Genomic DNA, 13576 nt, shown 5'->3' with positions numbered 1-13576 from the left:
CCGGGAGCTGCTGGTCGATGCGCCGTCCGTGGTGGCGCGCTATTTCCCCGACTATCGCAAGCTCTATGAGCAGCGCGGCTGGACCATGTTCGACTCGATCGACCGCGTCTACGACGCCGGCAAGGCGCAACGGAAGCTCGGCTTCGTGTGCCGGACAGGGTTTCGCGAGATTCTGGATTCGCTCGCGTAGTGCGAACTCCATCGGCTGGGTGCTATCCGACTTCTCCACTCGCTTGGTCTTCGCAATAGCGACGTCGGGAGGCGCTGTCGCTCGGCGAACGCAGGTAGGCGTGCCATGCTTGCTGCTCGTGCGCTACTGCCGGTATCACCAGACGCAGTAGGTTCCCGTCGTGTTGTCGCGCTCGGCCAGTCGGTAGGTGCCGCCGTTTGGAAGCATGTAGATCGTTTCCCACAGTTCGTTGTTCTCTCGCCAGCTGCAGACGTAGAAGATGTCGACCTTGGCGCAGCGATGCTGCACCGTGAAACCGACTTCGTTGCGCAAGCGAAACGGGGCAGCTCTTGAGGCTGTCACCCGAGTTAAAGGTTCTGGAACCGGCAGCCCTGCGCGAGTCCATCATCGAGCGCGTGCGGAACACCGCCAGGCTTTACGGCGTTGCGCCGTCGTCCGGAACGTAGTGGAGGCGCATTACTCATCTTGGCGGGCAAGTTGTTGCTCGACCAAGGTCGCCCAGTACGAGGCACCCAACGGCAGGATCTCGTCGTTGAAGTCGTAGCCCGGGCTGTGGACCATGCAGCCACCTTCGCCATCGCCGTTACCGATCCAGATGTAGCAGCCGGGCTTCTTCAGGAGCATCCAGGCAAAGTCCTCGCCGGCCATCAAAGGTGTCGGAGTGCGATCGACATTCTCGGCCCCCACCAGGGTTGACGCGGCGCGCGCGGCGTTCTCGGCCTCCTGCACGCTGTTGACGGTCGGAGGATTGCGTCGCTCGTAGCGCCACCTTGCCAGTGCCGCGCCCAAGCCTTCCGCGACGTTGCGCGCAATACTCTCCATTCGCTTCTCGACAATATCCTGCACCGACTCCTTGAAGACGCGCACTGTGCCGCGCAATGTGCATTCCAGCGGGATGACATTCCAGGTGGTGCCCGCGTGGAATTGGGTCGTCGAGATCACCGCATTGTCCATGGGGTCGACGTTGCGCGCGACGATCGACTGCAGGGCCGTCACGATGTGCGAGCCCGCAAGGATAGGATCCACGCCACGGTGAGGCAGGGCGGCACCAGTACCCACGCCCTTCACCACGATCTCGAAGATCGCGGTGGCCGCCATCATCGGGCCCGGCCGTACGGCAAAGTGGCCGACGGGGATGCCTGGGATGTTGTGCATGCCGTAGACGCCGTCGCAGGGAAATTTGCCGAACAGCCCTTCCTCGACCATGACGCGACCTCCGCCCTCGTTCTCCTCGGCGGGCTGGAAGATGAAGTTGACGGTACCGTCGAAGTTTCTTGTCTCGGCGAGATACCTCGCTGCGCCCAGCAGCATCGTGGTGTGCCCGTCATGGCCGCAGGCATGCATCTTGCCGGGGATGGTCGAGGCGTGGGCGAATCTGTTGGTCTCGTGCACGTCCAGCGCGTCCATGTCGGCGCGCAGGCCGATCGACCGCTTGGAGGTGCCGGAGCGCAGCACGCCCACCACCCCGGTCTTGGCGAGCCCGCGGTGGACCTCAATGCCGAATGACTTGAGCTTGTCGGCGACGATATCGGCAGTGCGCACTTCCTCGAATGCCGTTTCGGGATGTCTGTGAATGTCGTGCCGCCACGCGGTCATATCCTTGTGAAACGACGCAATGCGATTGATGGTCGGCATCGGGCGCACTCCGCAATTCATTCGAGGATCGTAAGTACATCTGTCCAAGCGCAACGGACGGAACGAAAGGGTCGGCCTCCCCACCAACGTTCGAGCACGAACACACCACGCCCTTGCTTGCCCAAGAGGCTATTCCTGGCCGCCATATGTCCTGCCGGTGCTGGGAATCTTTCAGGTCCAGGCGAGCGCAAGAACGACGGCGAGGGCGAGGATTGCCATACTGACGGTCAGAAGAATGCAGTTGGCCAGCAAGAATTGGCGTCGACCCGTCCAGCTCGCTTCATCGTCTGAACCTTGCAGGAAGCACGTACCATGGCATCCGCCGATGACCAGGACTCTTTTCTGCGGCGTTGGGCTGCAAAGGTTGGCAGATATGGGCATTTGCTTGCTCCTCACCAGCGGCCAAGAACAGAGCGCTCGACGACGCGACCTGCCTAGAGGTTCTCGGGCCTGGAGTCCTGATGCAGGGATGGCCTATCGACGATTTTTCGACTATTTTTCCGTATCGGCCGGCCAAGGAGCAGAGACGTGGACGAGATCGTCCATCGAATACTTCGGTTCGATCGCTTTGCGCTAGATTTGACTCGCGGTTGCTTGCAGCTGGATGACCGTGAACTGGAACTGCGCCCCAAGGCATTCAAGGTGCTATGCCATCTGGCGGAGCGCCCGGGCCGTCTTGTCGCGAAGGAAGAGCTTCAGAAAGCCGTCTGGAACGATATTGTCGTATCCGACGATTCCCTCGTCCAGTGCATCTGGCAGTTGCGCCGCGCGCTTTGCGACGACCAGCAGCGCCTGATCAAGACCGTCGCCCGGCGGGGATACCTTCTGGACGTTCGCGTCACCGAGCACGGCGTCACGGCGTCCGCTGCCCCTCTTGCCCTGCCAGACAAGCCCTCGATCGCCGTGTTGCCTTTCGACAACATCTCAGGTGACCCCGAAGAAGCGTACTTCGCCGATGGCATAGCGGAGGACCTGATCACCGCTCTGGCTCGCACGTCGTCACTGTATGTCATCTCCAGAAACCTGTCCTTCGCCTTCAGGCGACATAAGCATGACGTCCGGGCGATCGGGAGCAGGCTGGGCGTGCGCTATCTGGTGGATGGCAGCGTTCGAAAATCGGGGTCGCGTGTTCGGCTGACCGCGCAGTTGCTCGAGGCGTCTTCCGGCAATCATCTTTGGGCCGACAAATTCGATGGGGCGTTGGAGCAGATCTTCGAGCTTCAGGACCAGATCATCACCAATCTAATCGGTGCGATCGCGCCAAAGCTTCGTGCCGTGGAGATTGCGCGGGCCGTCCGCAAGCGGGTCGACAACCTGGACGCCTACGACCTGCTCCTCCGATCGTTGCCGAAGCAGGCACCGATGACGAGGGAAAGCGTTGCAGAGGCCATCGAGCTCCTGGATCGCGCCGTCATGTTGGCCCCTAACTACTCGGAAGCCCTTGCCTATGGCGCATGGTGCCGCGTGTTGCGACCGGCCAACTACGGCAGTGATGCTGCCAAGGACTACCGAGAGGCGGCAGATCTGGCCCGACGTGCCTTGAAGGCGGACCCGGGAAACCCGATTGCTCTGCGAAGCGCGGGCTTCGTCGTGTTTTTCGCGGATCGCGACTTCCAGGCGGCCTGGGACTTGATCGATCAATCCCTTGCCATCGATCCCAACTCGGCAAGTTCATGGGCATGGCGCGGCTGGGTCAGCGCCTTTGCCGGCGTACCAGAGACCGCAGCGACTGAGTTTTCAAAAGCGGTTCAGCTCAGCCCGTTCGATCAGTGGATCAACACATATTCGGTCGGTATGGCTTTCTCGCTGCTTACAAATGACCAGTTCGAAGAGGGGCTGCGCTGGGCGCGTAAAGGAGTGCAACAAGGCCCGGACTGGGGTGCTGCCCATCGATATCTCATCGCCGCGCTTTCTCTCACGGGTCGGGACGCCGAAGCTCGGGCCGCCACTCAAAGATATCTGGCGTTGGATCCGGATTGCACCGTGCGTCACCTGATCGCGACCGGCCCGTATCGTCGGTCGCCGAACCAGGAGCGCTTGTTTACAGCCATGCGCCGAGCCGGACTGCCGTAAGAAGATACGGATGGTCGGCGGAGAGACATCCCGGTTTGTCGGTCGTTCGATGTTGCGGCGAGAGGATCTCCGCCTCCTGACAGGGCAGGGACAGTTCGTGGCCGATCTGGCGATTCCGGGCACGCTGCATGCCGTCTTCGTCAGAAGCCCGGTAGCGCACGGCCACATCCGCTCGATCGAGGTCGCCGCGGCAGCGGCAATGCCAGGGGTGGTGCACGTGCTCAATGGCGCGGACCTCCATCGCCTTGCGCCTCCCGTTGCCGGCGCCCAGTTGTCGCTGCCGGGCAAGTGGCGCACCCAGGTGCAGTACAAGTTTCATGTGCCACAGCAGCCCATGCTGGCCGTGGACAAGGTCCGGCACGTCGGCGAAGCGGTCGCCGTGGTGCTCGCCGAGACTCGCGACCAGGCCCAGGATGCCGCAGAGCGGGTTGCCGTGGACATCGAACCGCTGGCGGCAATGGTCGATCCTGCAGCCGCCCTGGCGCCGGACGCTGCGATCATCCACGAGGCCTTTGCCACCAACCTGATCGGCGAATTCGCCATCGAGAAGGGGCAAGTCGCGGCGGCTCTTTCCGCTGCGCCCTTCACGCTCCGGCGCCGCTTCTACACGCATCGTTACGCCGGCATCCCCCTGGAGTGCCGCGGCGTGATTGCCGCCTACGATAAAAGGACCAGCGCCGTCACGATTTGGTCGGCGACCCAGGTCGTGCACTCCGTGCGGCGCGAGGCAGCGGCGGTTCTCGGCCTGCCCGAAGCGCGCGTTCGCTGCGTGGCGCTCGATGTCGGCGGCGGGTTCGGCACCAAGGGGCATGTCTATCCGGAGGAACTGCTGATCCCGCTTCTGGCCCGCCTTGCCGGACGCCCGGTGCGCTGGATCGAGGAGAGGCAGGAGCATCTTCTTTGCTCATGCCATTCACGCGACCAGGTGCACGAGGTCGAGGTCGGCTTCGATCGGGACGGCCGAGTGGTCTCATTTCGCGACGCGTTCATGGTCGATTGCGGCGCCTGGAATCCCATCGGAGCGGCGATCGCCTACAACACCGCCGTTCACCTGCTCGGGCCGTACAGGATCGCGAACTTCGCGGCGGCGGCGCGGATCGTGGCGACCAACAAGGTGCCAAACGCGCCGTACCGAGGGGCGGGGCGACCGGAAGCCGCGTTCGCCATGGAGCGGACCATGGACCTGATCGCGCGGACCCTCGACCTCGAGCCCACCGAGGTCAGGCGACGCAACATGATCCGGCCGGAAGAGATGCCCTATGCCATGGGTCTCCCGTATCGCGACGGGGAGCCGATCGTGTACGACAGCGGCGACTTCCCCGGTGGATTGGACAAGGCCCTGCAGGCGATGGGAGGCCTGCCTGCGTTCCGTGAGCGCCAGCGCAAGGCGCGTGCGGCGGGTCGCCATCTCGGCCTTGGCGTTGCAAGCTATGTCGAGGGCACCGGTGTTGGCCCGTTCGAGAGCGCGACGGTTCGGATCGAGTCGACCGGATCGATCTTCGTCACCTCGGGCGCCTGCTCGCAGGGCCAGGGCATGGAAACGATCTTCACCCAGGTGGTGGCGGATGCATGGTCGGTGGATCCGCAAGACGTGGTGATCGCCTTGGGTGACACCTCCCTGATCGCCATCGGCGGCGGCACCATTGCGAGCCGCAGCACAGTCAACCTGTCGGGCGCCATTCACCACGCCAGCGAACGGCTGCGTGCTAAGGTGTTCGCGATTGCAGCCAATTTGATGGAGTGCGCACCGGCCGACCTCGAGCTGCGTGCCGGCAAGGTCGGTGTTGTTGGCGCTCCGGGCATGGAGGTGACGCTCGCCAGCGTCGCGAAGGCCGCCGCACCGGGCTGGGATCATCGTCGCCCGGAGGGCATGGACGCTGGTCTCGAGGAGACCTTCTACTGGCAGCCGCCGACGGTAACCTGGGCCAACGCCACGCATCTCGCCCTGGTCGAGGTGGACATCGCTTCAGGTCGGATCGACATCGAGCAATACGTGGTGGCGCACGATTGCGGCGTCGTCATCAATCCGATGCTCGTCGACGGCCAGGTTGTCGGCGGCACGATCCAGGGCATTGGCGGGACGCTGTTCGAGGAGTTCGTCTACGACCGCGAGGGCCAGCTGCTGACAGGTTCGCTGATGGACTATGCCCTGCCGCGAGCGAGCGACAGCCCGGCGATCCGGCTGCTGCATCAAACATCGCCCTCGCCGCTGAATCCCCTCGGCGTGAAGGGCGTCGGCGAGGGCGGCGCCATCGCCCCGCCCGCTGCCATCGCGAACGCCGTGTGCGACGCCCTGTCGATGTATCGAGCCGAGTTCAATGCGACGCCCATAAAGCCCGAGCAGGTCGTCCGGGCGGTGCTGACAGGTCGCAAAGATCAGTAGCAATGTTGGCGAGATCGATGAGGACGCGGAGAGTCGGACGCGTGGGAATCGATCTAGGCCATCTCGTCAAGAAACAAGCTGCCCAGTCCTCGACGTTGATCTCCATAGGATCGTGCGGCGCCCATGATCTCGCGGCGGGCTGCCTCAAGGAAGACGACCGGCAAACCCATCCGGTCAGTCGACGCCGAATTCTCGGCGTATGTCCGCCAGGGTCACTACCAGCTCACTTGGGTTGGCGCGAAGAGCGCCCCGCAACTTGGATGGCGCCTGGCCGGCGTGCATCATAGAGTGCTGGCTCAGCTCGGGCGATGCAGGCGGGGGAGGGGCTCCGATGAAGGGATCTTCGGTCAAGCAAGGCGGCTCCGCGACCGGCCGGCGTGCTTTCCTGGCAGGCGTCACCGCGGTGGGCGCCGCTGCGACGACGCGCGCATTCGCCCAAGCGGCATCGTCCGTGCCGCCGCCGCCCGAGGGCGGCAAGGGGTATCGCACCGCCAGCGAGCAGGTGGCCGACCTCGCCGCCCGTCGCGTCTCGGCGGTCGAACTGCTCGACCAGGCGATCGCGCGCATCGAGGTGCTCGACAAGCACATCAACGCGGTGGTCGTGCGCGACTTCGAGCGGGCGCGTCGGGCGGCGATCGCCGCCGACCAGGCGCTGGCGCGCGGCGAGCGTCGGCCGCTGCTCGGCCTGCCGATGACGGTGAAGGAATCGTACAACATTGCGGACCTGCCGACGACCTGGGGCATCCCCGCCTTCAAGGACTGGCGGCCGACCGAGGATGCTGTCGTGGTCGAACGCCTGAAGGCCGCGGGCGCCGTGATCATGGGCAAGACCAACGTGCCGGTGGCGCTCGCCGACTGGCAGACCACGAACCCGATCTACGGCACCACCAACAATCCCTACGACATAGAGCGCACGCCGGGCGGCTCGTCGGGTGGATCGGCCGCCTCGCTGGCGGCCGGCTACGTGTCCCTCGAGGCGGGCTCGGACATCGGCGGCTCGCTGCGCACGCCGGCGCACTATTGCGGCGTGTTCGCCCACAAGCCGACCTATGGCGTCCTGCCCAGGCGCGGCCAGAACTTTCCGCGACAGCCGGCATTGCCCTCGGCCGGCGATGGCCTGGCCGTGGTCGGGCCAATGGCGCGCAGCGCCCAGGATATCGCGCTCGCATTCGACGTGATGGCCGGGCCGGATGAGCTGCGCGAAGGCGTCGGCTGGCGGCTGGTGCTGCCGCGGCCGCGCCATCGCGTGCTGCGCGACTTCCGCGTGCTGGTGATCGACACCCATCCGCTCTGTCCCACGGCCGAGGTGATCCGAACGGCGCTGGCGCAGCTTGCCGATCGCCTCGGCAAGGAAGGGGCCACCGTTGCCCGGCAAAGCTCGCTGCTACCCGATCTTGCCGAGGCAACCCGCAACTACATGCGCCTGCTCGGCCCGATCATGACCCAGGGCCGTCCGCCCGAGTACTACGAACGGATGCGTTCGATCGCGGCGACGCTGGGGCCCGACAACCAGAGCCTGGATGCGATCCTCGTGCGCAGTGCCAATGCCGGCTGGCGCGACTGGGAAGCGGCGTCCAACGGTCGCACGCGGCTGCAAAGCCAGTGGGCGACGCTGTTCAAGCAGTGGGACGTCGTCCTTTGCCCGGTGATGCCGACCGTGGCGTTCAAACACGATCATGGCGAGCCGAGCGCCCGCCGGCTCGACGTCGATGGCAAGAGTCAGCCCTACAACAGCAACATCGTCTGGGCGGGTCTCGCCACCGGCGGCCAACTGCCGGCGACCGTGGCGCCGATCGGGCGTACCGATACCGGACTGCCAATCGGCGTGCAGATCATCGGGCCCTACCTCGAGGACACCACGACGATCCAGTTCGCGCAGTTGCTCGAGATGGCGTTCGGCGGCTTCGTGCCGCCTGTACTGTAGAGCAGTTCATGCGGACCGCGGGCGTCTCGCCCGCACTTCTCGTGAGCGGGCGAGACGCCCGCGGTCCGAAAGAGCGCATTCAGCGAACTCTGGGCATCAGGATCAGGTCCCACGGGCTCGGCATGTCGCCGTGCGGGACCCAGACGAGGGCGGGCGCGTCGAGGGCGAAGGCTTTGTGCAGGGCGTCCTCGAGCTGCTTCGCTTCGTGTGCCTTGAAGCTCGCGATGCCGAAGCTGTCGGCCAGCCTGGCGAAGTCGGGGTTCTGCAGGTCCGAGGCGATCAGACGGTTGCCGTAGCGTTCCTGCTGGATGCGCTTCACGTTGCCGAAGGCGCCGTTGTCGAATACCACCACGACGACGGCGAGGTTGTGGCGTGCCGCCGTGGCGAGCTCGCCCACCTGGTACATGAAGCCGCCGTCGCCGGCGATCGCCAGCACCTTCCTGTGCGGCATCGCCGCCTTGGCGCCGAGCGCGGTGCCGTAGCCCCAGCCGAGATTGTCCTGGTAGCCCGGCGACAGGAAGGTGCGCGGATGCTCGATCGGCAGGGCCACACGCGAGGCGAAGCCAATCTGCGAGACCTCGTCGACGAAGATGCCGTCCTCAGGCAGGGCGCGGCGGATCGCCTGCAGAAAGGAGAGCTGCGGCTCGAGACGTGACAGCCGCTCGGCCAGCCAGGCGCGATGCTTCTCGAGCTCCAGGGCGCGCGAGGGACGTGGTCGGTTGTACTTGGGCAGGGCATCGATCAGGGCGCGCAACTGCGGTGCGGCGTTGCCGACCAGCGCCACGTCGGGTTTGCGCATGCGGTCGTGCTCGTCGGGATCGACGTCGAGCCGCACGACCTTGAGATTGGTGTCGATGCCCCAGCTGCCGTTCTGAATCAGGAAACGCGTGCCGATCGCCAGTACGGCGTCGGCGTCCTTCCACAGGCGATGGCCGATCGGCATGTCGACGGCGAGGCGATGCGAGCTCGGCACCACGCCGCGGCCGCGGCGATAGGAGCTGACCGGCGCCTCGAGCAGCTCGGCGATGCGGATCACCTCGGCGCTGGCATCGAGGGCGCCGCCGCCGACCACGATGATCGGTCGCTCGGCCGTTCCCAGGACCTTGGCGGCGGCGGTGATCGCCTCGTCGTCGATCGCTTCTGAAGGAGGTGGCAGCGGTGCGTCGGTCAGGGTGACCTCGGCTCGCCTGGCCCAGGTGTCGAGCGCGCATTCCAGCGCCACCGGCCGCGGCCGGCCGGTGGTCGCTTGCCAGATCGCCTGGGTGACGAGGCCCGGCGCCTCCTGCGGGCTGCGGATGCGCTCCGCCCACTTGGTGATGTGGCGCATCAGGCCGAGCTGGTCGTGGATCTCGTGCAGATGGCCGTGGCCCTTGTCGATGTCGGTTTGCGGGATCTGTCCGACCAGCCCCACAACCGGCGCATTCATGCCGTACGCCGTCAGCAAGGCGGCGCCGGCGTTGAGCAGGCCCGGTCCCGGCACCACGGCGAAGGCCTGCGGCTTGCCGGTGACCAGGGCCGCGCCCAGCGCCATGTAGGCGGCCGTCTGCTCGTGGCGGGGATGGATCACCCGGAGGCGGTCGGCTGCATGGTAGAACGCATCGAACAGCGGATCGTTGTGCACCCCGGGCAGCGCGTAGACCGTGTCGAGACCGTGGCGCAGGAGGGAGTGGACGGTGGCTTCGGCAGTGGACAGGCGCGGCATGGCGATGCCTTACAGACCCGCGCGCCCCGCAGCAAGGCGGGCGGCGTGCGGTTGATCCTCTACGCACTGCTCTCCTGCGGCGCGTTGGTTCTTGCCGTCGTCCTGTTGGCCTGGGTCGCCGAACGGCGCCTCGAACCTCTCGCGGATGCACGCCTGTTCTCCGACATCGCGAAGGCACCGGCCATCGAGACGGCACTGGTCCTGGGGACCGCGGCGATCGGACCGGAGGGCGGTCCCAACCGCTATTTTGTCTACCGTCTCGATGCGGCAGCCGCGCTGTGGAAGGCCGGCAAGGTGAAATACCTGATCGTGAGCGGCAGCCGTGACGCCATCAACGACGAGCCGACCGCGATGCGCGCCGGCCTGGTCGAGCGCGGCGTTCCGAGCGAGGTCATCTACAATGATTTCGACGGCTGGCGCACATGGGACTCCGTGATGCGCGCCCGCGACATCTACGGGCAGAAGCGCCTGATGATCGTCTCGCAGCGCTTCCACCTGGTGCGGGCGCTCTACATGACGCGCAACGTCGGCATCGATGCCTGGGGCTTCGAAGCCCGCGACGTCGGCGCCGCCTACAGCATCCTGACCGAGCTGCGCCGCTACCCGTCGGCGTTGCGCGCCTACTACGATGTCTGGTTCGCGGCGCCGTTCCGCGATGTCGGGCCGAAGGTTGTTGTGGGGAGGGACTCGCCGGTGTGATGCTTGTCGGGTGACGAAGGATCATTGCTGGGAGCGCGCCACTCCGATGGCGCTCATGGGGTGTGTAATCAACAAGAAGAGCGCCATCGGAGTGGCGCGCTCCCAGCGTCTACCGCAACCGCCCCACCGTCATCGCCGCCATGTCGCGCAGCTCGGGCAGCGGCGACACGACCGGCTTGCCGGCGAAGTGGGCATCGAGGTTCTGGCGCACCAGGGACGTCATGCGGTGCTGGGCGTGCTCGGTGCCGCCGCCGAAATGCGGCGTCATCACCAGATTTTCGAGTGGCAGCAGCTCTTTGCCCGTGTAGGGCTCCTCGTCGAACACGTCGAGGGCGGCGCCCTCGATCACGTTGTTGCGCAGGGCGTCGGCGAGGGCGGCCTCGTCGACCGCCCAGCCGCGGCTGATATTGACCAGATGGCCGCGCGGGCCGAGCGCCTTCAGCACTTCTGCATTGATGATGTGGCGGTTGGAGGCGTCGGAGCGCAGGCAGACGATCAGGTAGTCGGCCCATGTCGCCAGCGCGATGACGTCGGGGAAGTAGGCGAAGTCGACGTCGCTGCGTTTCGTGCGGTTGCAGTAGCCGATCTCGACATCGAATCCCTTGATGCGCTTGACGAACTCCATGCCGATGGCGCCGAGGCCCAGGATGCCGAGCTTGCCGCCGGTCAGGCCGGCGACCGGGCCAAATCGGTGCGGGATGCGCTTGGTCCAGTCGCCCCGGCGGATCATCCTGTCGGCGCGGGCGATGCGGCGCGTCGAGGCGAGCAGGATTCCGACGGCCATCTCGGCCACGTCGGGCGCGTTGGCGTCGGCGCCATGCGTGACCATGATGTTGCGCCGGCGCGCCGCCTCGATGTCGATGCGCTCGTAGCCGGTGCCGTAGCAGCAGATCAGCGACAGGCGCGGCATGGCGGCCATCAGCGCATCGGAGGCGCCGGTGCTGCCGGTGGTGACCAGCGCCTGGACGTGCGGCCGGGCGTCGGCCGGCACGAGCGCCGGATCGGGCCGGTCCATGTGGCCGGCGATGTCGTAGCGCTCGGACAAGGTGGCCAGGGCCAGCCTGGTGAAGGTGAAGCCTGTCAGGATGACGGGACGCGGGTGCATGGGCGCAGTATCACCGGTTGGCTGCAGGCGGTAAATGCTTGCGCCGCGCGGCGAAAAACCGGCTTGGCAAAGAGAGGGTCGCTGTGCATGGTGCGGCGCACCCAATCCCTCCGTCGGCCACCAACAGATCCAAAGCTCTCCATGAAAATCGCCATTCTCAAAGAACGCCGGCCGCACGAAACCCGCGTGGCGGCGACGCCCGAGACCGTGAAGAAGCTGAAGGGACTGGGGGTGGCGGAGATCATGGTCGAGGCTGGAGCTGGCACGGCCGCCGCCTATACCGACGAGGCCTACGCCGAAGCCGGTGCAACGATCGTGCCGGATGCGGCCGCGGCAGCCTCCGCCGCCGACGTAATCTTCAAGATCCAGCGGCCGATGTCGGCGGCGGAAGGCACCGACGAGATGGCGCTCCTGCGCAGCGGCCAGGTGCTGATGGCGCCCCTGTCGGCGCTCACCAATCGCGACCTGGTGCAGGCCCTGGCGGCGGGCGGCGTCACCTCGTTCGCGCTCGAGCTGATCCCGCGCATCACCCGTGCCCAGTCGATGGATATCCTGAGCTCGCAGGCCAACCTTGCCGGGTACAAGTCGGTGCTGCTGGCGGCCAACCATTTCGGCCGCATCCTGCCGCAGATGATGACGCCCGGCGGCACGCTGGCGCCGTCGCGCTCCTTCATCATGGGCGTCGGTGTCGCCGGCCTGCAGGCCATCGCCACCGCCCGCCGCCTGGGCTCGATCGTGACCGCGACCGACGTCCGGCCGGCGACCAAGGAGCAGGTCCAGTCGCTCGGCGCCAAGTTCATCGCCGTCGAGGACGAGGAATTCAAGGCGGCTGAAACCGCCGGCGGCTACGCCAAGGAGATGAGCGCGGAGTATCGCGCCAAGCAGGCGGCCCTGGTCGCAGAGCACATCAAGAGCCAGGACATCGTCATCACCACCGCCCTGATCCCGGGCCGCAAGGCGCCGGTGCTGGTGAGCGAGGACATGGTCAGGACGATGAAGCCGGGCTCGGTAATCGTCGACATGGCGGTCGAGCAGGGCGGCAACTGCCCGCTGTCGGAGTTTGGCAAGACGGTCGAGAAGTTCGGCGTCAAGATCGTCGGCCCGGCCAACCTGCCGGGCGAGCTGCCGACCGACGCCTCGTCGCTGTTCGCGCGCAACCTCCTGAACTTCATCACGCCGATGATCGACAAGGATACCAAGGCGCTCAAGATCGACACCGCCGACGAGGTCGTGAAGGGCACCCTGGTGACTCGGGACGGCCAGGTCGTGCACCCGTCGCTGGCCCAGGCGTGAGGATGGATTTGCGGATCATGTTCTTCCGGACCGCGGGCGTCTCGCCCGCTCATGAGCTTGAGCAGGCGAGATGCCCGCGGTCCGGAAGAGCATGACAATTCGCACGGGGCGACATTTGGGATTGGGAGCTGACCATGGACGATAAAGTAGCCGGCGAGGCGTCCAAGCTCGCCAGCCAGGCTCAGGAGTTGGCGACCAGCCTCAAGGCGGTGGCGCAGCAGATCACCGATCTGGCGGCGCAGGGGGCCGTGTCGATCCCGGACGGCCACATGCCGTTCGTCTCGCTGCTCACCATCTTCGCCCTGGCCTGCTTCGTCGGCTACTACGTGGTGTGGCGGGTGACGCCGGCGCTGCATTCGCCGCTGATGGCGGTCACAAATGCGGTGTCGTCGGTGATCATTGTCGGCGCGCTGCTGGCGGCCGGCCTGAGGGGCTTGGGTGCTGCCCAGTTCTTCGGCGCCATCGCGGTGATCCTGGCGGCGGTCAACATCTTCGGCGGCTTCATCGTCACGCATCGCATGCTGGCGATGTTCAAGAAGAAGCCGGGCCGGAAGTAGGCGCGGGCAGGGGGA

10 protein-coding genes and 1 pseudogene are annotated in these 13576 nt (G+C 66.1%); 7 read left to right on the top strand and 4 right to left on the bottom strand.

Features of this window, described 5'->3' with window-relative positions:
* Window positions 1-190 (top strand): annotated as a pseudogene (locus AB7O82_RS19455) (NAD-dependent epimerase/dehydratase family protein); the annotation flags it as partial.
* A gap of 135 nt (window positions 191-325) precedes the next feature.
* Here AB7O82_RS19455 and AB7O82_RS19450 read toward each other — a convergent pair.
* Complete coding sequence (locus AB7O82_RS19450; protein ID WP_428536714.1) at window positions 326-502, bottom strand: hypothetical protein; 177 nt, start codon at window positions 500-502, stop codon at window positions 326-328.
* A gap of 144 nt (window positions 503-646) precedes the next feature.
* Complete coding sequence (locus AB7O82_RS19445; RefSeq protein ID WP_428536834.1) at window positions 647-1825, bottom strand: M20 aminoacylase family protein; 1179 nt, start codon at window positions 1823-1825, stop codon at window positions 647-649.
* 528 nt (window positions 1826-2353) lie between these two features.
* Between AB7O82_RS19445 and AB7O82_RS19440 the strand changes: the two genes are divergently transcribed.
* The 3 genes from AB7O82_RS19440 to AB7O82_RS19430 all read left to right on the top strand — a co-directional run bounded on the left by AB7O82_RS19440 (window position 2354) and on the right by AB7O82_RS19430 (window position 8205).
* On the top strand, window positions 2354-3898 hold the full coding sequence (locus AB7O82_RS19440; protein WP_428536711.1) for a winged helix-turn-helix domain-containing tetratricopeptide repeat protein: 1545 nt from the start codon (window positions 2354-2356) through the stop codon (window positions 3896-3898).
* Window positions 3899-3908: 10 nt separating this feature from the next.
* A complete protein-coding gene (locus AB7O82_RS19435; RefSeq protein ID WP_428536708.1) occupies window positions 3909-6281 on the top strand; it encodes a xanthine dehydrogenase family protein molybdopterin-binding subunit in 2373 nt (790 codons plus the stop codon).
* A gap of 331 nt (window positions 6282-6612) precedes the next feature.
* Window positions 6613-8205: an amidase gene (locus AB7O82_RS19430; RefSeq protein WP_428619962.1), complete on the top strand. Its 1593-nt coding sequence runs from the start codon at window positions 6613-6615 to the stop codon at window positions 8203-8205.
* Between the two features lie 79 nt (window positions 8206-8284).
* Here AB7O82_RS19430 and AB7O82_RS19425 read toward each other — a convergent pair whose 3' ends face one another.
* Window positions 8285-9907: a thiamine pyrophosphate-dependent enzyme gene (locus AB7O82_RS19425; protein ID WP_428536702.1), complete on the bottom strand. Its 1623-nt coding sequence runs from the start codon at window positions 9905-9907 to the stop codon at window positions 8285-8287.
* A gap of 45 nt (window positions 9908-9952) precedes the next feature.
* Here AB7O82_RS19425 and AB7O82_RS19420 point away from each other — a divergent pair, with 45 nt between their 5' ends.
* Entirely contained in the window at window positions 9953-10606 is a 654-nt protein-coding gene (locus AB7O82_RS19420) for a SanA/YdcF family protein (RefSeq protein WP_428536699.1), read from the top strand.
* A gap of 109 nt (window positions 10607-10715) precedes the next feature.
* On the opposite strand, the gene AB7O82_RS19415 is transcribed toward AB7O82_RS19420, so the two are convergent.
* Window positions 10716-11711: an NAD(P)-dependent oxidoreductase gene (locus tag AB7O82_RS19415; RefSeq protein ID WP_428536696.1), complete on the bottom strand. Its 996-nt coding sequence runs from the start codon at window positions 11709-11711 to the stop codon at window positions 10716-10718.
* 141 nt (window positions 11712-11852) lie between these two features.
* On the opposite strand from AB7O82_RS19415, the gene AB7O82_RS19410 reads away from it, so the two are divergent.
* Window positions 11853-13004, top strand: a complete 1152-nt coding sequence (locus AB7O82_RS19410; protein ID WP_428536693.1) for a Re/Si-specific NAD(P)(+) transhydrogenase subunit alpha — start codon at window positions 11853-11855, stop codon at window positions 13002-13004.
* A gap of 134 nt (window positions 13005-13138) precedes the next feature.
* Complete coding sequence (locus AB7O82_RS19405; RefSeq protein WP_428536690.1) at window positions 13139-13561, top strand: NAD(P) transhydrogenase subunit alpha; 423 nt, start codon at window positions 13139-13141, stop codon at window positions 13559-13561.
* Window positions 13562-13576 lie beyond the last annotated feature (15 nt).

The sequence above is a fragment of the Reyranella sp. genome (assembly GCF_050185545.1).
GTDB lineage: Bacteria > Pseudomonadota > Alphaproteobacteria > Reyranellales > Reyranellaceae > Reyranella.
This window is presented reverse-complemented; position numbering and strand designations above follow the sequence as displayed.

Excerpts from the sequence above, each read along its gene's own strand:
- AB7O82_RS19445 (WP_428536834.1), bottom strand. The coding sequence starts at position 1,825 with ATGCCGACCATCAATCGCATTGCGTCGTTTCACAAGGATATGACCGCG.
- AB7O82_RS19435 (WP_428536708.1), top strand. The coding sequence starts at position 3,909 with ATGGTCGGCGGAGAGACATCCCGGTTTGTCGGTCGTTCGATGTTGCGG.
- AB7O82_RS19430 (WP_428619962.1), top strand. The coding sequence starts at position 6,613 with ATGAAGGGATCTTCGGTCAAGCAAGGCGGCTCCGCGACCGGCCGGCGT.
- AB7O82_RS19425 (WP_428536702.1), bottom strand. The coding sequence starts at position 9,907 with ATGCCGCGCCTGTCCACTGCCGAAGCCACCGTCCACTCCCTCCTGCGC.
- AB7O82_RS19415 (WP_428536696.1), bottom strand. The coding sequence starts at position 11,711 with ATGCACCCGCGTCCCGTCATCCTGACAGGCTTCACCTTCACCAGGCTG.
- AB7O82_RS19410 (WP_428536693.1), top strand. The coding sequence starts at position 11,853 with ATGAAAATCGCCATTCTCAAAGAACGCCGGCCGCACGAAACCCGCGTG.
- AB7O82_RS19405 (WP_428536690.1), top strand. The coding sequence starts at position 13,139 with ATGGACGATAAAGTAGCCGGCGAGGCGTCCAAGCTCGCCAGCCAGGCT.